The organism is Variovorax paradoxus (assembly GCF_030815975.1).
GTDB classification, from domain to species: Bacteria; Pseudomonadota; Gammaproteobacteria; order Burkholderiales; family Burkholderiaceae_C; genus Variovorax; species Variovorax paradoxus_N.
On the sequence record NZ_JAUSXL010000002.1, the window covers coordinates 3,256,236 to 3,276,674 of the forward strand.

Genomic DNA, 20,439 nt, shown 5'->3' on the forward strand with positions numbered 1-20,439 from the left:
GAATGCTTCTGCATTCAAGCAAAAACGGTGCCCGCACGCGATTGGTGCGAACCCTTCCGCAGAACCGGAGCGGTGCAATGCCCGTGGGCTCAGAGCGCCGCGCCGATCTTGCGCAGCTCCGCGATCTGCGGCGCCTTGGGCAGCCAGATCTTGTCGAACTCCGCGATGATCGGCGCGGGGTTGTAGCCGGCGTCGTTCTTGATGGCGATGCCGCTGGCCTTGAACTTGTCGATCAGGCCGAGCTCGGTGGTCACGATGTCCCGGATCTGCGCGTCCAGCGACTGCTTGACCAGGTCGGTGATGAGCGCCTTGTCCTTGCCGTCGAGCGTCTGCCAGATGCGGCCCGACACCAGCGGCGCAAAGGGCATGAAGAGCGCGTTCATCGGCAGCATTGTCTTGGCCACGCGGTCGAAGCGCTGGTTCCATGAGAACTCGATGTCCGCTTCGAGCCCGTCGACCTGGCCGTTGGCCATGGCGTCGAACACACCCGGGGTGGGGATCGGCGTGGGTGCGGCACCCAGCAGTTGATAGAAGTCGCGGTACACCGGCGTGGGGTTGATGCGCAGCTTCATGCCCTTGAGGTCGGTGGGCGTGGAAATGGGCTTGGTCGCGAACACCACGCGCATGCCGGTGATGCCCCAGCCGAGGCCGATGGTGCCGGTCTCGCGCGGCAGCACGTCGAGCAGCTTGAGCGCCGCGGGTGTGCGCACCAGCGAGGCCACGTTGGTGGTCGAGCGCACGAGGTAGGGCGCGTTGATGGCCGCCACGCTCGCCACGCGCGAGCCGAGTTCGGCGGCCTGGATCCAGCCCATGTCGAGCGCGCCGGACTGCAGCTGCTGCATCATGGCCGACTCGTTGCCCAACTGGCCCGAATGGAACACCGTGGCGCTCAGGCGGCCGTCGGTGGCCTTCTTGAGCGCTTCGCCGAAGCTCACCGCCGCACGGTTCCACGAGTGGCCGGCCGGCGTGATGAGGCCGAGGCGGAATTCCTTGGCAGCCGCCGCGTGCGACACGGTGCCGAAGAGGGCGGACGACGCGGCGGCGGTGCCGGCTGCAGCCTGGACGACGAATTGGCGGCGGGAGAGGGACATGCGAGGCTCCGGTTGAGTGAAGGGAAAAGGGGCGCCTGCCCGGTCTACTTGAGCAAGGCGAGCGACAGGCTCGGGAACAGCGACAGCAGCACCAGCGCGGCGCAGCAGATCAGGAAGAACGGCAGGGTGACGATGAACATCTTTCCGGGCTTGGCGCCGGTCACGGCGGAGGCCACGAAGAAGCTCAGCCCCACGGGCGGCGTCATCAGCCCGAGCACGAGGTTGATCACCACCACCACGCCGAAGTGGCGCGGGTCGATGCCATAGATCTCGGTGGCAATGGGCAGCAGGATCGGCACCGTCATGATCAGCCCCGGAATGCCGTCGATCACGGTGCCGATCACCAGCAGGATCAGGTTCACCAGCAGCAGGAACGCGATCGGGTCCTTGGCCACGGTCTGGATCCAGGCGGCCGTGGCCTGCGGCACCTTGCCGTAGATCAGCAGCCACGAGAACACGGCAGCCGCGGCCACCAGGAACAGCACCACGGCCGAGTAGATCGCCGACTTCAGCAGGATCTGCGGAATCGTCGCAAAGCGGAATTCCTTGGTGACGTAGCGCCCCACCAGCACCGCGGCCACCGCGCCCACGGCGGCGGCCTCGGTCGGGTTGGCAAAGCCGCCGAGGATCGAGCCGACGATCACGATGGGAATCAGCAGCGTCGGGCAGGCCGTGAGCACCGTGTGCAGGCGCTGCCGGAGGGTGCGCTTCTCGGTGCGCGGATAGTTGTAGAAGAAACCCATGCACGCGATCACGATGAAGAACAGCACCGTGAGGATCACGCCCGGAATGATGCCCGCAATGAGCATGTCGCCCACCGCCACCTGCGCGAGCACGCTGTACACCACGAACATCACCGAAGGCGGAATGATCGGCCCCAGCATGCCGCCATACACCGTGATGCCGGCCGCAAAGGTCTTGTCGTAGCCCTGCTTCTCCATCTCGGGCACCATGATCTGGCTCATGATCGCCACCTGCGCGGTGGCCGAGCCGATGATCGACGACACCAGCATGTTGGCCAGGATGTTCACGTAGGCGAGGCCGCCCTTCACCGAGCCGATGAAGGCCAGCGCCAGGTCGACCAGCCGCTTCGTGATGCCGCCGCCATTCATGATCTCGCCGATCAGGATGAACAGCGGAATCGCGATCAGGCTGTAGCTGTCGACGCCGCCGAACATCTGCACCGGGAACGACTGGAACAGCACCGTGTCGCCCGAGTTGAGGATATAGACGATGCCCGAGAGGCACAGGCAGGCGCCGATTGGCACGCCCACCAGCATGATCGCGAGGAAGAAAAGGGAGGTCAGCATTCAGTTCACCGCGTCTGCGTTGGTGACATGGAACTCGGTGTGCGTGCGCCTGGGCTGCAGGCCGAGGTCTTCGATGAGGTTCGACAGCGCATGCAGGCTGAGGGTGAGCGAGAAGACCGGCAGGATGAGCTGGATCGCCCAGGTTGGCCAGTTCAGCGTCTGCGTGCGTTCGGTGTAGAGAAAGTTGAAGGATTCGGCCGCGTACTCCTTGGCATCGAAACCGTAGCGCACGATGCCCACCGGGTCCATGTAGAGCCAGCACATCGCCAGCAGCGCGAGGCCCAGCAGCAGCACGCCGCCCGAGGCGCTGGCCTTGGCAACGCGAGCGGCCTTCTCGCCGAGCTTGTCGGTGAGCAACGTCACTGCAAAGTCCAGCCGCAGCCGTGTCATGGCCGAGGCACCGATGAAGGTGAGCCACACCACGCAGTAGACGGAAGCCTCGTCGACCCAGTAGAGCGGAAAGCCGCCATAGCGCGTGACCACGTTCAGCAGCACCAGCGCGATGAGCAGGCCCATCAGGCCCGAGAGCAGGCGGCGCTCGCAGCGCAGCACGAAGTCGGACGCATCGAGCATCCGGCGGGACAAGCCCCCGCGTTCCAAGGCGTGATCTTCCATGTAAGAAATCGAAGAGGGTTGACGAAGAGCTGGGGCGATGAATCGGTAAATATATTAATAAGATATTTAAAATATCCGATCAGGGTATTAGCAGATTGCATGCCAGCCGAAAAGATGATGGGCGGGCGAAAACGGTGCGCGCACCGGCCGGCCAGCAATGAAAAACGCCCCGCTGCGTGCTGCAGCGGGGCGACGGTTCAGAGGAGAAAGCGGGCGCGGCCTACTTCAGCGCGGTCGTCGCATTCGCCACCGCCAGCGCCGTCATGTTGACCACGCGCCGCACGGTCGACGACGGCGTGAGCACATGCGCCGAGCCCGCGGCTCCCAAAAGGATCGGGCCGACCGTGATGCCGTTGGCGCCCGTCATCTTCAGCACGTTGTAGAGGATGTGGGCCGAGTCGAGGTTGGGGCACACCAGCAGGTTGGCCTCGCCGGTAAGCGTGCTTTCGGGCAGCGCGGTGCGGCGCACCTCTTCCGACAGCGCCGCGTCGCCGTGCATCTCGCCGTCGCATTCGATGTCGGGCGCCATCTGTGCGAACAGGTCGCGCGCGAGCCGCATCTTGCGCGCCGAGCCGCGGCTGGAGGTGCCGTAGTTCGAGTGCGAGAGAAAGGCCACTTTCGGCGGCAGCCCGAAGCGGCGCACCTCTTCGGCCGCCATCAGCGCAATGTTCGCCAGCATCTCGGCGCTCGGGTCTTCGTTCACGTTGGTGTCGGTGATGAACACCGTGCGCTTTTCGAGCGTGAGCGCGTTCAGCGTCGCGAAGCCCGGCGCGCCGCGCTTCAGGCCGATCAGGTTGCGGATGTGCTCCAGGTGCACGTCGAAGCGCCCGACCAGGCCGCAGATCATCGCGTCGGCATCGCCCAGGTGCATCATCAGCGCGGCGATGGTGGTGTTGGAGCGGCGCACCATGGTCTTGGCAGCCTCGGGCGTGACGCCGCGGCGGCCCATGATCTTGTGGAAGCTCTCCCAGTAGGTGCGAAAGCGCGGATCGTCCTCGGGATTGACGATCTCGAAGTCGGTGCCTGCGCGGATGTGCAGGCCGGCCTTCTGGATGCGCGCCTCGATCACGGCCGGGCGCCCCACCAGGATGGGCTGGGCCAGGCCTTCGTCGATGGCCCATTGGGCGGCGCGCAGCACGCGTTCGTCCTCGCCCTCGGCGTAGGCCACGCGCTTGGACGCGGCGATCTTGGCGGCGCTGAACACCGGCCGCATGAACATGCTGGTCTGGTAGACGAAGCGCGTCAGGTGCTGGCGGTAGGCATCCATGTCCTCGATCGGGCGCGCGGCCACGCCGGAGGCGGCGGCCGCCTTGGCCACGGCCGGCGCAATGCGCAGGATGAGCCGCGAGTCGAAGGGCTTGGGAATGATGTAGTCGGGCCCGAAGGACAGCTCCTGCCCGGCATAGGCCGTGGCCACCTCTTCGCTGATGTCGGCCTTGGTGAGTTCGGCGATCTCGCGCACGCAGGCCAGCTTCATTTCTTCCGTGATCTTGCTGGCGCCGCAGTCGAGCGCCCCGCGGAAGATGTACGGGAAGCACAGCACGTTGTTGACCTGGTTCGGGTAGTCCGAGCGGCCGGTGGCGATGATGCAGTCGGGCCGCACCGCCTTGGCGAGTTCGGGCCGGATCTCGGGCTCGGGGTTGGCCAGCGCCAGGATGATCGGCTGGCCGGCCATGGTCTTCACCATGTCGGCGCTCATCACGCCGGGGGCCGAGCAGCCGAGGAACACATCGGCGTCCTTCACCACGTCGGCCAGGGTGCGGGCGCCGGTGTCTTTCTGGGCGTAGCGTGCCTTGGATTCGTCGAAGCCGCCCGCGCGGCCCATGTAGATCAGGCCCTTGGAATCGCAGGCGTGGATGTTGGCGGGCTTGGCGCCCAGGCCCACCATCACGTCGAGGCAGGCAATGGCGGCCGCGCCGGCGCCGGAGACGGCGATCTTCACCTCTTCGATCTTCTTGCCGACCAGCTCGAGCCCGTTGATGAGCGCCGCGGCCGAGATGATGGCCGTGCCGTGCTGGTCGTCATGGAACACCGGGATGTTCATGCGTTCGCGCAGCTTCTTCTCGATGTAGAAGCACTCGGGCGCCTTGATGTCCTCGAGGTTGATGCCGCCCAGCGTGGGCTCCAGCGCCGCGATGATGTCGACCAGCTTGTCGGGGTCGTTTTCGGCCAGTTCGATGTCGAACACGTCGATGCCGGCAAATTTCTTGAACAGGCAGCCCTTGCCTTCCATCACCGGCTTGGCGGCCAGCGGGCCGATATTGCCCAGGCCCAGCACCGCGGTGCCGTTGGTGACCACGCCCACCAGGTTGCCGCGCGCGGTGAATTCGGCCGCCATGGCCGGATCGGCCGCGATGTCGAGGCAGGGGTAGGCCACGCCGGGCGAATAGGCCAGCGACAGGTCGCGCTGGTTCAGCAGCGGCTTGGTCGGGCTGATCGAAATCTTGCCCTTGACGGGCGAGCGGTGGTATTCGCGCGCTGCTTCGCGAAGTGATTCTTCGGCGGGTGACAGGGGAGCAGCCATGAAAAGTCTCCTTGTTTCTTGCGGGCAATGAGGCTACCGCAAAAAAGCGCCGCATCCACCCCGGGTGGGCACGGGTTTTTGGTGCGGCGGGCGTGAATTCCCGGCATGCCGACTCGCTAAACTCCCGACTGTTACCAAGATTAACTCTTGGCGAACACCCCGTGCATCGGCCTTGCGGCCGGCCATCGTCAACAACGAAGAACGACCCAGGAGGGGAGCGCATGAAGACGCCCGGACCTTTCACGAGTACAGAGCCCGACGTCGTGGTCATCGGCGGGGGCCCGGCGGGCTCCACCGTGGCCGCGCTGCTGGCGGACAAGGGCCACGATGTGGTGCTGTTCGAGAAGGCGCACCATCCGCGCTTTCACATCGGCGAATCGCTGCTGCCGATGAACATGCCGCTGTTCGACCGGCTGGGCGTGCGCACCGAGGTCGAGGCCATCGGCATTGCCAAGCACGGCGCCGAGTTCGTCTCGCCTTGGCATGACCACACCAGCCACTTCTTCTTCGGCGAGGCCATGGACAAGAGCTTTCCGTATGCGGTGCACGTGCGCCGCTCGGAGTTCGACGAGCTGCTGTTCCGCCATGCCGCCGGGCGCGGCGCGCGCACCTTCGAGGGCCAGCGCGTCACCGGCGTGGACATGGACGCCGGCAAGGGCGCGGACAACCGCGCGCTGGTGAAGATCAAGGCCGAAGACGGCACCGAAACCAGCTGGCGCCCGCGCTTCGTGATCGATGCGAGCGGCCGCGACACCGTGCTGTCGAACCAGTTCGATGCCAAGCAGCGCAACCCCCGGCACGCCAGCGCGGCCCTGTTCGGCCACTTTGCCAACGCGGAACGTCGGCCCGGCCGCTACGAAGGCAACATCTCGCTCTTCTGGTTCGACCACGGCTGGTTCTGGTACATCCCGCTCAAGGACGGCACCGTGAGCGTGGGCGCAGTGGCTTCGCCCGCGTACTTCAAGAACCGCAAGGGCTCGCTGGAAGAATTCCTGATGGAAACCATCGCGCTCGCGCCCAAGCTGGCCGCGCGCCTGAAGAACGCCACGCTGATGGAAGGCGCCACCACCACCGGCAACTACGCCTACGACTCCAAGTTCTGCCGCGGCGACCGCTTCATGATGGTGGGCGACGCCTATGCCTTCGTCGACCCGATGTTCTCGTCGGGCGTGTACCTGGCGATGAACAGCGCCTTCGAAAGCGCCGCAGCGGCCGACTTCTGGCTCAAGGGCGAGATGAAGCAAGCCGAGAAGGCCTTCCGCCGCTTCGACAAGGTGATGAAGCACGGCCCCAAGATGTTCTCGTGGTTCATCTACCGCATCACCTCGCCGGCCATCCGCCGGCTGTTCATGAACCCGCGCAACATCTGGCGCATGCAGGAGGCGCTGCTGTCCATCCTGGCGGGCGACCTGTTCCGCGACACACCCATCGGCCCGCGCTTCTGGGGCTTCAAGATCACCTACTACGCCTCGTGCATCGGCATCCTGCCGCAGGCCATCAAGACCTGGGCATGGCGCCGGCGCAACCTGAAAGAGTCTCTGGAAGCCGCGAAGACCTGAGCCTCAGTCTGGCGTGACCGTGTGCTGCGCCAGCGCCTCGAGCGCGCGCACCAGCGCCGAGTGGTCCTGCTGGCCATGGCCCAACGCCGCGCAGGCGTTCATCAATTGCGCCGCGCCCGCCGTCTGCGGCAGCGCCACGCCCAGCGCCCGTGCGCTCTGCAGCGCCAGGTTCAGGTCCTTCTGGTGCAGCGAGATGCGGAACCCGGGCGCGAAGGTGCGCTTGATCATGCGTTCGCCGTGCACCTCGAGGATGCGCGAACTCGCGAAGCCGCCCATCAGCGCCTGGCGCACCTTGGCCGGATCGGCGCCCGCCTTGGAGGCGAACAGCAGCGCCTCGCCCACGGCCGCGATGTTGAGCGCCACGATGATCTGGTTGGCCACCTTGCAGACCTGGCCGTCGCCCACGTTGCCCACGAGCGTGACGTTCTTGCCCATCTTCTCGAGCAGCGGCCGCACCTGGCCGAAGGTGCCTTCGTCGCCGCCGCACATGATGGTGAGGCTCGCGGCCTTGGCGCCCACTTCGCCGCCCGAGACCGGCGCATCGATGTAGCCGCAGCCGAGCGCGATGATGCGCTTGGCGAAGCCCTTGGTGGCAATCGGATCGATGGAGCTGCAGTCCACCACGATCTTGCCGCGCGAGTCTTTCAGGCCCTCTGCCACGCCCTGCGTGCCCGGCTCGCCGAACAGCACCTTTTCCACGTCGGGCGTGTCGGGCACCATGATGAAGATGATGTCGGCCTGGCGCGCCACCTCGGCCGCCGAGGCGCAGATGGTGGCCTTCGAGATGAAGGGCTCGGGCGTGTTGCCCTGGGTGTTCACGAAGAGCTGGTGCCCCGCGTCGAGCAGGTGGCCCGCCATGGGCGCGCCCATGATGCCGAGGCCGATGAATCCGATTTTTTGCGATTGCGACATGTCTCTGTTTCCGGTTTGAAGTTGTCTTTTATTGCGTGAGCGCTTCGCGCCAGCCGAGGCCGTTCACGGTGTCGCTGCGCGGCTTGTATTCGCAGCCGATCCAGCCGTCGTAGCCGATCGCATCGATATGCTTGAAGAGCCACGGATAGTTGATTTCTCCCGTGCCCGGCTCGCCGCGCCCAGGGTTGTCGGCCAGCTGGATGTGGCCGATGCGCGCGACGTGCTTCGACAGCGTGTTGCCGAGCTCGCCCTCCATGCGCTGCGCGTGGTAGATGTCGTACTGCACCCGCAGGTTGGAAGAGCCCACCTCGTCGATCAGCGCCAGTGCCTGGTCGGTGCGCGTCAGGAAGAAGCCCGGGATGTCGAAGGTGTTGATCGGCTCGATCAGGAGCCGCAGGCCCGCCGCTTCGAGCTCGCTGGCGGCAAGGCGCAGGTTCTCGACCACCGTCTTGTGCGCGGCCTCGGTGCTCACGCCCGCAGGCAGCTTGCCGACCAGGCAGTTGAGCTGCGGGCAACCCAGCGCCGTGGCGTAGTCGATGGCCATGGCAATGCCTTCGCGGAATTCGCCGGTGCGCTCCGGATGGCAGGCAATGCCGCGCTCGCCCTTGTCCCAGTCGCCGGCCGGCAGGTTGTGCAGCACCTGCTGCAAGCCGTTGGCACGCAGCGCGGCCGCGAGCTCCTTCTTTTCGAAGGGGTAGGGAAACAGATATTCCACCGCCTCGAAACCGGCCTTGGCGGCGGCCTCGAAGCGCTGCATGAACGGCAGCTCGGTGAAGAGCATCGTGAGGTTGGCTGCGAACTTGGGCATGTGCTTCTCCCTGCTCAGTCCAGCATCTCGGCCGCGACGGCGGTCGGCGCATCGGCCGGATGCTCGGCCAGGGGCTCGAACTCGGTGATGTTGTCGATCTCGGTGCCCATCGCGATGTTGGTCACGCGCTCCAGCATCACCTCGATGACGACCGGCACGCTGAACTCGGCCATCAGCGCTTCGGCGCGCTGGATGGCTGGCGCGATCTCTTCCTGCTTGTTCACGCGGATCGCCTTGCAGCCCAGGCCTTCGACCACTTTCAGGTGGTCCACGCCGTAGCTGCTTTCGATGCCCGCATCGGGCCCCGCGTTGATGTTGTCGAACGCGAGCTGCACGCAGTAGTCCATCTCGAAGCCGCGCTGCGCCTGGCGAATCAACCCGAGGTAGGAGTTGTTGACCACGATGTGGATGTACGGCAGCTTGAACTGCGCACCCACGGCCAGCTCTTCGATCATGAACTGGAAGTCGTAGTCGCCCGAGAGCGCGACGATCTTGCGCGTCGGGTCCGCGGCGCGCACGCCGAGTGCGGCCGGGATGGTCCAGCCCAGCGGGCCGGCCTGGCCGCAGTTGATCCAGTGGCGCGGGTTGTACACGTGCAGGAACTGCGCCGCCGCGATCTGCGAGAGGCCGATGGTGCTCACGTAGCAGGTGTCGTTGCTGAAGTTGTTGTTCATGCACTGGTACACGCGCTGCGGCTTCATCGGCACGTCGTCGAAGTTGGTCTTGCGCAGCATGGTCTTCTTGCGCTCGATGCACGACCTGGCCCACTCGCGGCGGTCGCGCAGCCTGCCGGCGGCCTTCATCTCTTCGGCCACGGCCACGAACTGCTCGAGAGCGGCCTTGGCGTCGGACACGATGCCGAAGTCGGGTGTGAACACGCGGCCGATCTGCGTGGGCTCGATGTCCACATGCACGAATTTGCGGCCCTTGGTGTAGACGTCGACCGAACCGGTGTGGCGGTTGGCCCAGCGGTTGCCGATGCCCAGCACGAAGTCGCTCGCGAGCATGGTCGCGTTGCCGTAGCGGTGGCTGGTCTGCAGGCCGCACATGCCGGCCATCAGCGGATGGTCGTCGGGGATCGCGCCCCAGCCCATCAGCGTGGGAATCACCGGCACGCCGGTGGCTTCGGCAAAGCGCACCAGCAGGTCGGACGCATCGGCGTTGATGACGCCGCCGCCGGCCACGATCAGCGGGCGCTCGGCGGCCTGGAGCATGCCGATGGCTTTCTCGATCTGGGCCCGCGTGGCGGCCGGCTTGTAGGGGGTGAGCGGCTCGTAGCTGTCGATGTCGAACTCGATCTCGGCCATCTGCACGTCGAAAGGCAGATCGACCAGCACGGGGCCCGGGCGGCCCGAGCGCATCAGGTGGAAGGCCTGCTGAAACACCTGCGGCACCTGGCCGGGCTCGCGCACGGTGACCGACCACTTGGTGACGGGCTTGGAGATCGACTCGATGTCGACCGCCTGGAAGTCTTCCTTGTAGAGCCGCGCGCGCGGCGCCTGGCCGGTGATGCAGAGGATAGGGATCGAATCGGCCCAGGCCGAATACAGGCCCGTGATCATGTCGGTGCCCGCCGGCCCCGAGGTGCCGATGCACACGCCGATGTTGCCGGCCACGGCACGCGTGTAGCCCTCGGCCATGTGCGAGGCGCCCTCGACGTGGCGCGCGAGGATGTGCGAGATGGTGCCGCGCTGGCGCAGCGCGGAATACATCGGGTTGATGGCGGCGCCGGGCACGCCGAAGGCCTGCGTCACGCCTTCCTTTTCCATCACCAGCACGGCGGCCTGGACTGCTTTCATTTTTGCCATGGGACTGTCTCCTTGAGTGAGGTCCACTGTAGGAAGCGCAGACCATTCGAAGAAGACGGCTGCAGGCCATAAAACCTATTCCGCTATGGAATAACTGGTTTACGATCCGGCCATGGACAGACTGCTGGCAATGGAAATGTTCGTGCGCGTGGTCGAGACCGGCAGCTTCTCGAAGGCGGCGCTCGAATTCCACACCACGCAGCCCACCGTGACCAAGCAGGTCGCGGCCACCGAAGCGCGCCTGAAGGTGCGGCTGCTCAACCGCAACACGCGCGGCGTGAGCCTCACGGAACCGGGCGCGCTCTACTACGAGAAGTGCAAGAACATCGTGCGCGAGGCCGAGGAGGCCGAGAGCATCGTGCAGCTGCGCCAGAACCAGGCGCAGGGGCTGCTGCGCATCGGCACCTCGGTGGCCTTCGGCCGCCGCGTGGTGGTGCCGCTGGCGCTCGAATACATGCGCCGGCATCCGCAGGTGCAGCTCGACCTGAGCTTCGAGGACCGCTACGTCGACCTCATCACGCAGGGCATCGACGTGGCGATCCGCATGGGCAAGCTGGCCGATTCGTCGCTGGGCGCGCGCTACCTGGGCACCAACCCGTGGGCCATGGTCGCGGCGCCGGGCTACCTGAAGAAGCACGGCACGCCCAGGCGCGCGCAAGACCTGAGCGCGCATGTGGCGCTGATCTACAGCAGCGTGGTGGGCGACGAGTTCTGGCGCATGCACACGCCCAAGGGCGATCCGGTGACGGTGCCGGTCTCGGGGCGCTTTCGCTCCAACAACCTTTCGGCCGTGCTGGCCGCGGCGCGCGACGGGCTGGGCATTGCGCTGATGCCGCGCTACGTGGCGAGCGAATCGCTGGCCTCGGGCAAGGTGCTCGAAGTGCTGGGCGACCATGCGCTGCCCGAGCAGGAGATCCACGCCGTCTTTCCCTCGCCCAAGCTGGTGCCGGGGAAGGTGTCGGGCTTCGTGGCCTTTCTGCAGGGGCGGTTTGACGAAGGGTGGTGGGCGGGCTGAACGTGCCCCACGATGCGCTTCAGGCCGGCACGAAGGCGCCGTGCAGGCCCAATGGAAGTGCGTACGGCAGCGTGGCCTGCGCCACCGGTCCCGCCGCCAAGTGGTCGGCCGCGAAGCATGACAGCACTGTCTTCTGCCGGCCGAAATCGAACACCGTCCCCAGCACCCAGCCCGGCCTGGTGCCGTCCGGCACGAAGACATGCTCTTCCACCAGGGCCTGCGTGCCGTAGCTGAAGCGCTGGCTGCGGTCGCTTTCGACATCGGTGCGCGCGATCGCGCCGAAGCCCGGCACATCGGGGCGCGTCTGCGTGGCATGGACCACATGGCGGTGACGCAGGCCGACGCGTCGCGGGTCGATGCGCGGAAACTCGGCTTCCTGCGCCAGCGCCTGCTGCGTGGCCTTGCCGGTGCCGAGATTCAGCGTGGCGACGGTCAGGCGCGGGTCGATGCTCTTCACGCGGCGCGCGCGCATCACTTCGCGGTTGGTCGTGAACACCGAATCGGCGTTGTCCGAACGCACGTAGTCGATGTGGACGAGCGTGCCGCGGGGCGTGTCTTCTTCCCAGGCATTGCCCACGTGGAACAGGAAGCCGGCCGGCAGCGTGAGCATCTGGCGCCGCTCCCAGTTCTGCTTGTCGATCACCAGCGCGCGCATGCCAAGTTCCGGCCGCCAGACGTGGGCGTCGAGAAAGCTCGCGCCGGCCTCCTTGCGCTTGCCGTCGTAGACCAGCGGCGGCATCAGGAACACCAGGTGCCGCCCGGTCACGGCGAAGTCGTGGACCATCGGCATGTCGGCCACCGGCACCACGGCTGCGCGCCGCAGCGCGCCGTGGGGCGCAATCTCGTACAGCGCGAGCAGGCCCTGGCCGGAACTCACGCCAAAGTTCCACACCGTGCCGTCCGGATCGACCTTGGGATGGGCCGAGAACGGCATGCCCGCGAGGTCGGTGCGCCAGGTCTTCACGCCCAGCGTGTGCAGCGTGCGCGCGTCGATGCGCGTGGCCGATCCCCCTTCCCACAGTGCCAGCACCTCGCCGCGCAGCGGCAGCACGCTGGTGTTGGCGACATTGATGCTGTCGGCCGAGGTCGGCGGCTCGACACCCGGCGGCGTGGTGCCGAAGGCCTCGAACAGGCGGCGGCCGGCCCGCACCTCGGCCACGCGCTTGGGCGTGGCGACATAGCGGCCCTGGTGCCGCACATCGGCCCCGTCGATCACGAAGCGATGCACCATGCCGTCGCCGTCGAACCAGTGGTGGTAGCGCTCGCCGCCCAGGTCGTGGCCGGCCGGGCCGATGCGAAACAGCGTGCCGGCCAGGGCATCGGGGAAGCGTCCGCGCACCGTGGCGCGGGTCAGCGGCAGGTCGTCCGGGGGCGTGGCGAAGCCGGCCTTCCAGGGCGAGCCGGCGGCTTCGAACTGGGCTTGCCAGTCGTCCGTGCCGGCTGCGCGGGCCAGCGGTGCCAGCAGGGGCAGGGCGCCGGCCGAAGCCAGCAGGCGCAGGAGTTCGCGTCGTTCCATGGCGGCCTCCTCAGCGCAGGTGAATGATGGTCTGCAGGTCGGCATCGACGCTGATTGCCGCGGCTTCGAAGGCGGGCGCGGCGCGGTTGCCTTTTGCGTCGTTCGAGAAGCCGTAGCGTTCGGTCGGCATGCCCATGAGGTTGGTGTCGAGCTTGCCGTTGCCGTTCTCGTCGGCAAAGGCCCGCAGCGCGTAGCGCCCCGGCGCCAGTCCCGCGAACACGAGCCGGGCCTTGCCGCCCTGCATCGGCGCGGTCTGCGAGGCCACGGCCTTGCTCTCGGCATAGCTGGCGGCGTCGTGGTACAGCGCCAGGTAGAGCGTGGCGTCGGCGGCCGGGCCGTCGGCCACGTTCACGCTCAAGTCGGCCGCCAGCGCGGCCAGCGGAGAAAGCAGCGCGGCGGCGCACAGGGCGCGCACGCGGGGCCGGGACAGAAGAATGTTCATGGGAGAGACCTCGTCGGAAGTTGGAGGCCTCGACGATCCCGCAAGCGCCGCGCGCCGCCCAGCGCGATGCGACGAAACGCGCAAACGCCCGCGCAAGATGCACGCAGCCGGCGCAGGGCGCGCCCGCTTCGGCCCCTCAGGCCGGCGGCCGCGAACCGGTCTTCAGTTGCTCTTCTTGTCCTCGCCGGGGGCGGTCTCCAGCTGGCCCGACTCCACGAACAGGCTCCACGCCGCCATGAACAGCGCCGCAATCACCGGACCGATCACGAAGCCGTTGATGCCGAAGATCGCCATGCCGCCGATGGTCGACATCAGCACGATGTAGTCGGGCATCTGCGTGTCCTTGCCCACCAGCACCGGGCGCAGGATGTTGTCGACCAGCCCGATCACGAACACGCCCACGAAGATCAGGATGCCGCCCTGCCAGAAATGGCCGGTGGCCAGGTAATAGATGGCCACCGGCCCCCAGATGAGCGCCGCGCCCACCGCGGGCAGCAGCGAGAGAAAGGCCATCAGCACGGCCCACAGCAGCGCGCCCTGCACGCCCAGCAGCCAGAACGTCAGCCCGCCGATCGCGCCCTGCGCAATGGCCACCGCCACGTTGCCCTTGACGGTGGCGCGGATCACGGTGGTGAACTTGTTGAGCAGGTAGTGCGTGTGCGGCCTGGCAAGCGGCACGGCCTCACGCATCGACTTCGAAAGCGCCGCGCCGTCACGCACGAGGAAATACAGCAGATACAGCATCACGAAGAAGCTGATGACGAAGTCGAAGGTGTTCTGGCCGATGGTCAGTGCCTGCCCGGCGATGAGCTGGCTGCCCTGCGCGGCGCCTGCGGAAATGCGGGCCTGCCAGGCCTCCATGTCGCCGAGGTTGAAGCGGTCGAAGAGATTCAGCAGCCATTGCGGCACGGCGTTGAGGATCTGCTGGAAGTAAGCCGCGAAATTGATCTGCCCCGAACGGATGCTCTGCGTGACCTGCACGATTTCCTGCACCAGCGACACCCCGACCATGGCCAGCGGAAGAATCACGATGAAGAGGCAAATGGCCAGTGTCGACAGCGCCGCAGCGTTGTGCCAGCCGGGCATTGCCTTGAGCAGCCGCTTGTAGAGCGGCGTGAACAGGATGGCCAGCGCCACGCCCCACAGCACCGCGCCGAAGAACGGCATCAGCACCCAGAGGAAGGCGACAGTGACGGCAGCGAGCAGGGCGAGGAAGACGCCGCGCTGGAGTTGGGGTGAATTCATAGGTGATTCGGACTGTAGCCGAGCCCGAATGCACCCCCGTGTCGGTCGGCACGCCCTTGTGCGGTAGCACCCGGGTGCTGCGGCGCCGGGATCAGCGCCTGGCGCGCGGCAGCGCCACTGGCGCCAGCGTGGCGCGCAGCCGGGCGGGGGCGTCGGGCTCTGCCGCGGTTTCGACCTCGAGCGAGCGCTCGACATTGCCGATGTGCTCGATCATCAGCTGGCGCGCCTGGGCCGTGTCGCCGGCCTCCAGCGCGGCCACGATGGCGCCGTGCTCGGCGCACGATTGGCCGGCTTCGTGCTTCGACTGGTAGAGCGTCGCGGCCAGCGTGGTGCGGGCCGTGAGGTCGCGCAGCACGTCCACCAGCAGCTGGTGGCCCATCTGCTCGGCCAGGCAGACGTGGAAGTCTGCCAGCAGGAAGGCGCGCGTGGCGGCATCGGCGCCCTCGATGGCGCGCCGCTCGTCGGCAATGTGGTCGCGCAGCTTGCGGATGGCTTTTTGCAGCGGCCGGCCTTCGCTTTCGGCCAGGATGCCCGCCTCGACGATGCGCCGCGCCGAGAAGGCGTCGCGTGCTTCCTCGGCCGAGGGCTCCACCACGTACCAGCCGCGGCGCGACTGCACCTCGACGAAGCCGCGCGCCTGCAACTGCATGAGCGCCTCGCGCACCATGGTCCGGCTTACCGCGAAGTTCTCGGCCAGCGCCTGCTCGCCCAGCCGCTCGCCCGGTGCGAGCTTTTGCGCCAGGATGGCTTCGACCACGCGCTCCGCGATGGAGGTGGGATTGACGTCGGCGGCCATCGGCTTCAATGGCTGCCGGCGCGCGCGGCCAAAGGCACTGCCGGCGGCTCGTCGGGTTCGGCCAGCGGTTCGTCGTCGGGCGAGTAGGAGCCGTCAAGCACCGCATGGGCGCGCTCGCGGTCGATGTCGCCTTCCCAGGCCGCGATGGCCACCGTGGCCACGCAGTTGCCGATCAGGTTGCCCAGCGCGCGCGCAATGCCCATGAACCAGTCGACCGAGAGCACCAGCACCAGGCCGATCGCCGGAATGGCGGGAATCGCGTGCAGCGTGGCGGCCAGCACCACGATGGCCGAGCCCGGCACACCATGCGCGCCCTTGGAGGTGACCAGCGCAATCGCAAGAATGGTCAGCAGGTCCGCCATCGAGATCGGCGTGTTGGTGGCCTGCGCGATGAACACTGCCGCGAGCGTGATGTAGATCGAGAAGGCGTCGAGGTTGAACGAGTAGCCCGTGGGAATCACCAGGCCCACCGTCGAATCGCGGATGCCCATGCGCCGCAGCTTGGCCATGATCTGCGGCAGCACGCTGTCCGACGAGGTGGTGGCAAACACGATGGCGAGCTCTTCGCGCAGGTAGCGCAGCAGCTTCCAGAGGCTGAAGCCCGACATGCGCATGACCAGCCCGAGCACCACGAACACGAAGATCAGCACCGCGCCGTAGAACAGGGCGACCAGCATGCCCAGCTGCTTGAGCGAGCCGATGCCGTACTTGCCCACCGTGAAGGCAATGGCGCCCAGCACGCCCAGCGGCGCCAGCTTGATGAGGATGCCCATGATCTTGAACAGCACCAGCGAGAGCGCGTCCACCACCGCGCCCACCGGTTTGCCGCGTTCGCCCAGCAGCGACAGCGCGCAGCCGAACAGCACCGCGAACAGCAGCACCTGCAGCACGTCGCCGGTGGCAAAGGCGTTGACCACCGTGGTGGGAATCAGCTTCATCAGGAACTCGACCGTGCCGCCGCTGGTGAGCTTGTCGGCGTTCGAGGCATAGGCGCTCATGGCCGTGGCGTCGAGCTTGCCCGGATCCACGTTCATGCCGACGCCCGGCTGGAACACGAAGGCCAGCACCAGGCCCATGGCCAGCGCGATGGTGGTGAGCACCTCGAAGTAGATCAGCGCCTTCACGCCGACCCGCCCCACGCGCTTCAGGTCGCCCGCGCCCGCGATGCCGTGCACCACCACGCAGAACACCAGCACCGGGATGATCATCTTGATCAGCTTGATGAAGCCGTCGCCGAGCGGCTTGAGCTTGACGGCGAACTCCGGCATGAAGAGGCCGGCAAGCACGCCGAGCGCCAGCGCGATGACGACCTGGCCGAAGAGGGATTTGACGAAGCGAGGCATCAGGAGTCTCCTTGTATGTCTGGGCGGTGTTTGCATGCAAGGATTCCTTTGTCTTGCATACAAGAAATGTAGGCAAGTAGGCTGCAGCATGGCCAGAGGGTATTCCCCGGTGCCAGGGTTGGAAGCCGTCGCGCTCGCACAACCAATGTGAATTAGTGTGACTTTTTCACATTCCTCACATATAGTCACATTCAAGGACTTCCGAGCCTGCTCCCGGTTTATTTGGAGATCGGGTGGCGAATGGATGCAGTCTCATGTATCAGTTTTCAAGAAAATCGACGACGGCATCGGTGCATGCCAGCAGCTTGCACGGCTTCCGGCCCGGGCCGGCGGGGGCGCGTGGCTTCACGCTGATCGAACTGATGGTCACGGTGGCGATCGTCGCCATCCTGGCGGCTATCGCCTATCCGTCGTACACCAGCTACATCGTGCGCTCCAACCGATCGGCGGCGCAGGGGTACATGCTGGAGCTCAGCAACCTCCAGCAGCGCTATCTGCTGGACGCGCGGACCTATGCCGCCACCCTCACAGCACTGAATTCGAGCGTTCCCTCCCATGTGTCGTCCAACTACACGGTCACCACGCCGCTCAAGACCGGAACGACGCTGCCGGGCTTCACGGTCACGGCCACGCCGATCGGCAGCCAGCTGGCGCGGGACACTGTCTGCGGAACGCTGACCATCGACGAGGCAGGCACGAAGACCGCGTCGGGCTCCAACGGAGTGGCGGGATGCTGGTAGGCCGCCGTTCGAAGCACCGCACGCGTGGCTTCACGCTGATCGAGCTGATCACCGTCATCACGGTCATGGCGATCCTGGCCGGCATCGCGGTGCCCTCCTTCAGCGCGTTCATCGCCAACCAGCGCGTGCGCAACGTCTCCTTCGACCTGATGGCCGCCATCACGCTCGCCCGGAGCCAAGCCGTGACCCGCAACACCAACGTGTCCCTGCAGAAGATCGGGACCGCCTGGGACGGCGGTTGGAGAGTCAGTGACGGAACCCTCACGTTTCACAACCAGGAGGCCTACAAGAACCTCTCGATCACCGATTCGCAAGGTCTGGGCGCCATCACCTACGGCAAGGACGGCCGTGCCGTGACAACCGGCACCAAATTCACCATCGCGCCGTCGCCCGCTCTGAGCGGCGTGAGTTCCCGCTGTGTCTCCATCGGCTTGAGCGGCGTGCCGAGCAGCAGCACGGGGGTCTGCTAGATGCCGCACCATACCGCTTGTGGCCACCCGCTTCAGGTGGCGGCACCCCAGCAAGGGATCGCGCTGATCGAAGTGCTGGTCTCGCTCGTCATCCTGTTGTTCGGGCTGCTCGGCCTGGTGGGGGTGAGCAGTCGTTCGAGCATGGCCGAAATGGAGTCCTACCAGCGGATCCAGGCGCTGCAGCTCGTGCAGGACATGTCGGACCGCCTCAATGCCAACCGGAAGGTCGCCACCTGCTATTCCAATGGGGCGACCGGCGTGCAGTTGGGCACCGGCACGGGGAACACCGGGGTTGCGAGCTGCGCTGCGGGCGATGCGCAGCAACAGGCGCGGGCCGCGGCCGATCTCACGGCCTGGGACAACATGCTCAAGGGGCAGGCCGAGATCCAGGCGGGCGCCAAGCTTGGCGCCATGATCGGCGCCGTCGGCTGCGTGACCCTCGACGACCCCGCCAACAACATCTACATGATCGCCGTGTCGTGGCAAGGCCTCGTCAAGACGGCCGCCCCGACCCTGGCAGATGGCACCACTGCGTTTCCCTGCGGCAGCGGCGCCTACAGCGACGAAAAAATGCATCGGGTCGTCACCACCAAGGTCCGGATCGGGGCACTGTCGTGAGGAGGCGAACCATGTTCCATTGCCGGCGAACCGGCCGCGGCTTCACGCTGGTCGAGTTGATGGTGGCCATCACCCTGGGCCTGTTCCTTCTGATCGGCCTGAGCAGCCTGCTGGTGTCCACCGTGAGCTCGCGCTCGGAGCTCGACAAGTCTTCGCGCCAGATCGACAACGGGCGCTACGCTTTGCAGGTGCTCAGCGAAGACCTGCAGCTGGCCGGCTTTGTCGGCGCATCTTCGAGCACGGCCTTTTCCACCTCGACCCCCGTGGGCTGCCCGGCGAGCATTGCCGACTTGGGCTATGCGGCAACGACGAGTCCCGGTACCTCCAGCGTCCCGTTGCCGGTCTACGCGCTGGGCAGCGTTCCGAGTTGCCTCGACCACGTCATGTCCGGCACCGCCATGCTGGTCGTCACGCGCGTCAGCACGAATGCCGTGAACGTGGCGTCGGCTGTCAGCGGCGAGCGTTACCTGCAGATCTCCGCCTGCGCGAACGACTTGCTGCCCTTCGTGGCTGCGGCCGGCTCTTCGGCGTCGAGCTTCACGCTGAGGAAGAAGGACTGCCTGGCGGCCAATCTCGCGCCGCTGCGCAAGGTCGTGCAGCACGTGTACTTCGTGAGCACCTGCAACGTGTGCGGCACCGACACCACGCCCACGCTCAAGATGGCCGAATACCTGAACGGCGCGATGACCGTCACGCCGCTGGTGGAAGGCATCGAGAACCTGCAGTTCGACTACGGCGTCGACATGGATTCCAGTGGCTCGCCCGACTGCTACACCAGCAACCCGGGCAGCCCCCCCGCAGCGGAAGTCGCGGTGGCGGTTTGCCCGCAAACGTCGCCTGCCTACGACTGGACGGCGGCCGCGGCCAACTGGGCCAACGTGATGGCGATCCGCATTCACTTGCTGGCGCGCAACACCGAGGCCAGCGGCGGCTGGACCGACACCAGAACCTACGACATGGGCCTGGCCACGCCAACGGCCGGCCCGTTCAACGACCACGTCAAGCGGCACGTCTACAGCACGGTGGCCCGCCTTAACAACAGCTCGGGCCAGAGAGAAGTCCCATGAACCGTTCGAACAACGCCTGCCCGCGCGGGGGCCAATCGGGTGCGACCTTGCTGGTCTCCATGATCTTCCTGGTGGTGCTGACGCTCATGGTCGTTTCGGCCGTCAAGGTCACCAACGTCAACACGAAGCTGGTCGGCAACATGCAGACCGAGCAAGAGGCCAATGCGGCCGCGATGCAGGCCATCGAAACGACGATCAGCAGAGACTTCACCTCGATGCCCGTGGCCAGCACCATCGCGGTGGACATCAACAACAGCGGCCAGACCGGCTCCTCCTATTCCGCCGCGGTGGCAGCGCCCGTCTGTACCGGGATCAAGCCCATCAAGCTCAGTGAACTGGATGCGAGCCTGACCAGCGACCAGCCCTGCTACGTGAGCGGCGCCTCGCAGAACACGGGCATCGCCGGCAGCAGCGCGGGCGGCAATTCGCTGTGCTCGAACTCGAACTGGGACGTCAGTGCGAGCACCACGCCGCCCGCCGGTGGCGCTGCCACGGCCCCGACTCACCAGGGCATTGCAGTGCGCGTCGCAGTGGGCGCGGCATGTTGATCGAACGGGAGT

The 20,439-nt window shown here is 66.5% G+C and carries 19 protein-coding genes; 7 read left to right on the forward strand and 12 right to left on the reverse strand.

What is annotated here, in order from left to right; translation table 11 throughout:
• Window positions 1-89: 89 nt before the first annotated feature.
• From QFZ47_RS19100 to QFZ47_RS19115, 4 genes are all read right to left on the reverse strand, one after another.
• Window positions 90-1,091, reverse strand: coding sequence for a TRAP transporter substrate-binding protein (locus QFZ47_RS19100; protein ID WP_307657113.1), 1,002 nt, complete (start codon window positions 1,089-1,091; stop codon window positions 90-92).
• Window positions 1,092-1,135: 44 nt separating this feature from the next.
• Window positions 1,136-2,401, reverse strand: coding sequence for a TRAP transporter large permease (locus QFZ47_RS19105; RefSeq protein WP_307657114.1), 1,266 nt, complete (start codon window positions 2,399-2,401; stop codon window positions 1,136-1,138).
• Window positions 2,402-3,016 carry a TRAP transporter small permease gene (locus QFZ47_RS19110; RefSeq protein ID WP_370880593.1) on the reverse strand — a complete coding sequence of 205 codons (615 nt, stop codon included), beginning with the start codon at window positions 3,014-3,016 and terminating at the stop codon, window positions 2,402-2,404.
• A 220-nt stretch (window positions 3,017-3,236) separates the two neighbouring features.
• Entirely contained in the window at window positions 3,237-5,540 is a 2,304-nt protein-coding gene (locus tag QFZ47_RS19115) for an NADP-dependent malic enzyme (protein ID WP_307657115.1), read from the reverse strand.
• Window positions 5,541-5,761: 221 nt separating this feature from the next.
• Here QFZ47_RS19115 and QFZ47_RS19120 point away from each other — a divergent pair, with 221 nt between their 5' ends.
• The gene (locus tag QFZ47_RS19120; RefSeq protein WP_307657116.1) at window positions 5,762-7,099 is read left to right on the forward strand and encodes an NAD(P)/FAD-dependent oxidoreductase; all 1,338 of its coding nucleotides are present in this window, start codon (window positions 5,762-5,764) and stop codon (window positions 7,097-7,099) included.
• Between the two features lie 3 nt (window positions 7,100-7,102).
• On the opposite strand, the gene QFZ47_RS19125 is transcribed toward QFZ47_RS19120, so the two are convergent.
• The 3 genes from QFZ47_RS19125 to gcl are packed head-to-tail and all read right to left on the reverse strand — an operon-like array spanning window position 7,103 to window position 10,627.
• Window positions 7,103-8,011, reverse strand: a complete 909-nt coding sequence (locus tag QFZ47_RS19125) for a 2-hydroxy-3-oxopropionate reductase (RefSeq protein WP_307642181.1) — start codon at window positions 8,009-8,011, stop codon at window positions 7,103-7,105.
• A 28-nt stretch (window positions 8,012-8,039) separates the two neighbouring features.
• Window positions 8,040-8,819: a hydroxypyruvate isomerase gene (gene hyi / locus QFZ47_RS19130; RefSeq protein WP_307657117.1), complete on the reverse strand. Its 780-nt coding sequence runs from the start codon at window positions 8,817-8,819 to the stop codon at window positions 8,040-8,042.
• A gap of 14 nt (window positions 8,820-8,833) precedes the next feature.
• Window positions 8,834-10,627, reverse strand: a complete 1,794-nt coding sequence (gcl, locus tag QFZ47_RS19135; RefSeq protein ID WP_307657118.1) for a glyoxylate carboligase — start codon at window positions 10,625-10,627, stop codon at window positions 8,834-8,836.
• Window positions 10,628-10,739: 112 nt separating this feature from the next.
• Between gcl and QFZ47_RS19140 the strand changes: the two genes are divergently transcribed.
• The gene (locus QFZ47_RS19140; protein WP_307657119.1) at window positions 10,740-11,642 is read left to right on the forward strand and encodes a LysR family transcriptional regulator; all 903 of its coding nucleotides are present in this window, start codon (window positions 10,740-10,742) and stop codon (window positions 11,640-11,642) included.
• 19 nt (window positions 11,643-11,661) lie between these two features.
• Here the strand turns inward: QFZ47_RS19140 and QFZ47_RS19145 are convergent, their stop codons facing one another.
• From QFZ47_RS19145 to QFZ47_RS19165, 5 genes are all read right to left on the reverse strand, one after another.
• Complete coding sequence (locus QFZ47_RS19145; protein WP_307657120.1) at window positions 11,662-13,158, reverse strand: carotenoid oxygenase family protein; 1,497 nt, start codon at window positions 13,156-13,158, stop codon at window positions 11,662-11,664.
• Between the two features lie 10 nt (window positions 13,159-13,168).
• Window positions 13,169-13,600, reverse strand: coding sequence for a DUF2141 domain-containing protein (locus QFZ47_RS19150; RefSeq protein ID WP_307657121.1), 432 nt, complete (start codon window positions 13,598-13,600; stop codon window positions 13,169-13,171).
• 162 nt (window positions 13,601-13,762) lie between these two features.
• Entirely contained in the window at window positions 13,763-14,845 is a 1,083-nt protein-coding gene (locus QFZ47_RS19155) for an AI-2E family transporter (protein WP_307657122.1), read from the reverse strand.
• A gap of 91 nt (window positions 14,846-14,936) precedes the next feature.
• Window positions 14,937-15,641 carry a GntR family transcriptional regulator gene (locus QFZ47_RS19160; protein ID WP_307657123.1) on the reverse strand — a complete coding sequence of 235 codons (705 nt, stop codon included), beginning with the start codon at window positions 15,639-15,641 and terminating at the stop codon, window positions 14,937-14,939.
• Window positions 15,642-15,646: 5 nt separating this feature from the next.
• Complete coding sequence (locus QFZ47_RS19165) at window positions 15,647-16,984, reverse strand: C4-dicarboxylate transporter DctA (protein WP_307657124.1); 1,338 nt, start codon at window positions 16,982-16,984, stop codon at window positions 15,647-15,649.
• Window positions 16,985-17,238: 254 nt separating this feature from the next.
• Here QFZ47_RS19165 and QFZ47_RS19170 point away from each other — a divergent pair, with 254 nt between their 5' ends.
• Genes QFZ47_RS19170 through QFZ47_RS19190 form a run of 5 tightly spaced genes read left to right on the forward strand, consistent with a single transcriptional unit; the run spans window position 17,239 to window position 20,427 of the window.
• Entirely contained in the window at window positions 17,239-17,724 is a 486-nt protein-coding gene (locus tag QFZ47_RS19170) for a type IV pilin protein (protein ID WP_307657125.1), read from the forward strand.
• Window positions 17,715-18,194 (forward strand): GspH/FimT family pseudopilin, encoded by a 480-nt coding sequence (locus QFZ47_RS19175; protein ID WP_307657126.1) that lies wholly within the window; start codon window positions 17,715-17,717, stop codon window positions 18,192-18,194. Before QFZ47_RS19170 ends, QFZ47_RS19175 begins: the two co-directional genes overlap by 10 nt.
• Window positions 18,195-18,812 (forward strand): type IV pilus modification protein PilV, encoded by a 618-nt coding sequence (pilV, locus tag QFZ47_RS19180; protein WP_307657127.1) that lies wholly within the window; start codon window positions 18,195-18,197, stop codon window positions 18,810-18,812. It abuts the gene before it with no gap.
• Between the two features lie 11 nt (window positions 18,813-18,823).
• Window positions 18,824-19,879 (forward strand): PilW family protein, encoded by a 1,056-nt coding sequence (locus QFZ47_RS19185; protein WP_307657128.1) that lies wholly within the window; start codon window positions 18,824-18,826, stop codon window positions 19,877-19,879.
• Entirely contained in the window at window positions 19,876-20,427 is a 552-nt protein-coding gene (locus QFZ47_RS19190) for a pilus assembly PilX family protein (protein WP_307657129.1), read from the forward strand. The genes QFZ47_RS19185 and QFZ47_RS19190 overlap by 4 nt, the downstream gene beginning before the upstream one ends.
• Window positions 20,428-20,439 lie beyond the last annotated feature (12 nt).

Coding starts and splice junctions, on each gene's coding strand:
- QFZ47_RS19170 (WP_307657125.1), top strand. CDS start 17,239: ATGTATCAGTTTTCAAGAAAATCGACGACGGCATCGGTGCATGCCAGC.
- QFZ47_RS19100 (WP_307657113.1), bottom strand. CDS start 1,091: ATGTCCCTCTCCCGCCGCCAATTCGTCGTCCAGGCTGCAGCCGGCACC.
- QFZ47_RS19145 (WP_307657120.1), bottom strand. CDS start 13,158: ATGGAACGACGCGAACTCCTGCGCCTGCTGGCTTCGGCCGGCGCCCTG.
- QFZ47_RS19175 (WP_307657126.1), top strand. CDS start 17,715: ATGCTGGTAGGCCGCCGTTCGAAGCACCGCACGCGTGGCTTCACGCTG.
- QFZ47_RS19155 (WP_307657122.1), bottom strand. CDS start 14,845: ATGAATTCACCCCAACTCCAGCGCGGCGTCTTCCTCGCCCTGCTCGCT.
- QFZ47_RS19120 (WP_307657116.1), top strand. CDS start 5,762: ATGAAGACGCCCGGACCTTTCACGAGTACAGAGCCCGACGTCGTGGTC.
- QFZ47_RS19115 (WP_307657115.1), bottom strand. CDS start 5,540: ATGGCTGCTCCCCTGTCACCCGCCGAAGAATCACTTCGCGAAGCAGCG.
- QFZ47_RS19165 (WP_307657124.1), bottom strand. CDS start 16,984: ATGCCTCGCTTCGTCAAATCCCTCTTCGGCCAGGTCGTCATCGCGCTG.
- gcl (WP_307657118.1), bottom strand. CDS start 10,627: ATGGCAAAAATGAAAGCAGTCCAGGCCGCCGTGCTGGTGATGGAAAAG.
- hyi (WP_307657117.1), bottom strand. CDS start 8,819: ATGCCCAAGTTCGCAGCCAACCTCACGATGCTCTTCACCGAGCTGCCG.
- QFZ47_RS19185 (WP_307657128.1), top strand. CDS start 18,824: ATGTTCCATTGCCGGCGAACCGGCCGCGGCTTCACGCTGGTCGAGTTG.
- QFZ47_RS19150 (WP_307657121.1), bottom strand. CDS start 13,600: ATGAACATTCTTCTGTCCCGGCCCCGCGTGCGCGCCCTGTGCGCCGCC.
- QFZ47_RS19140 (WP_307657119.1), top strand. CDS start 10,740: ATGGACAGACTGCTGGCAATGGAAATGTTCGTGCGCGTGGTCGAGACC.
- QFZ47_RS19160 (WP_307657123.1), bottom strand. CDS start 15,641: ATGGCCGCCGACGTCAATCCCACCTCCATCGCGGAGCGCGTGGTCGAA.
- QFZ47_RS19125 (WP_307642181.1), bottom strand. CDS start 8,011: ATGTCGCAATCGCAAAAAATCGGATTCATCGGCCTCGGCATCATGGGC.
- QFZ47_RS19110 (WP_370880593.1), bottom strand. CDS start 3,016: ATGGAAGATCACGCCTTGGAACGCGGGGGCTTGTCCCGCCGGATGCTC.
- QFZ47_RS19105 (WP_307657114.1), bottom strand. CDS start 2,401: ATGCTGACCTCCCTTTTCTTCCTCGCGATCATGCTGGTGGGCGTGCCA.
- pilV (WP_307657127.1), top strand. CDS start 18,195: ATGCCGCACCATACCGCTTGTGGCCACCCGCTTCAGGTGGCGGCACCC.
- QFZ47_RS19190 (WP_307657129.1), top strand. CDS start 19,876: ATGAACCGTTCGAACAACGCCTGCCCGCGCGGGGGCCAATCGGGTGCG.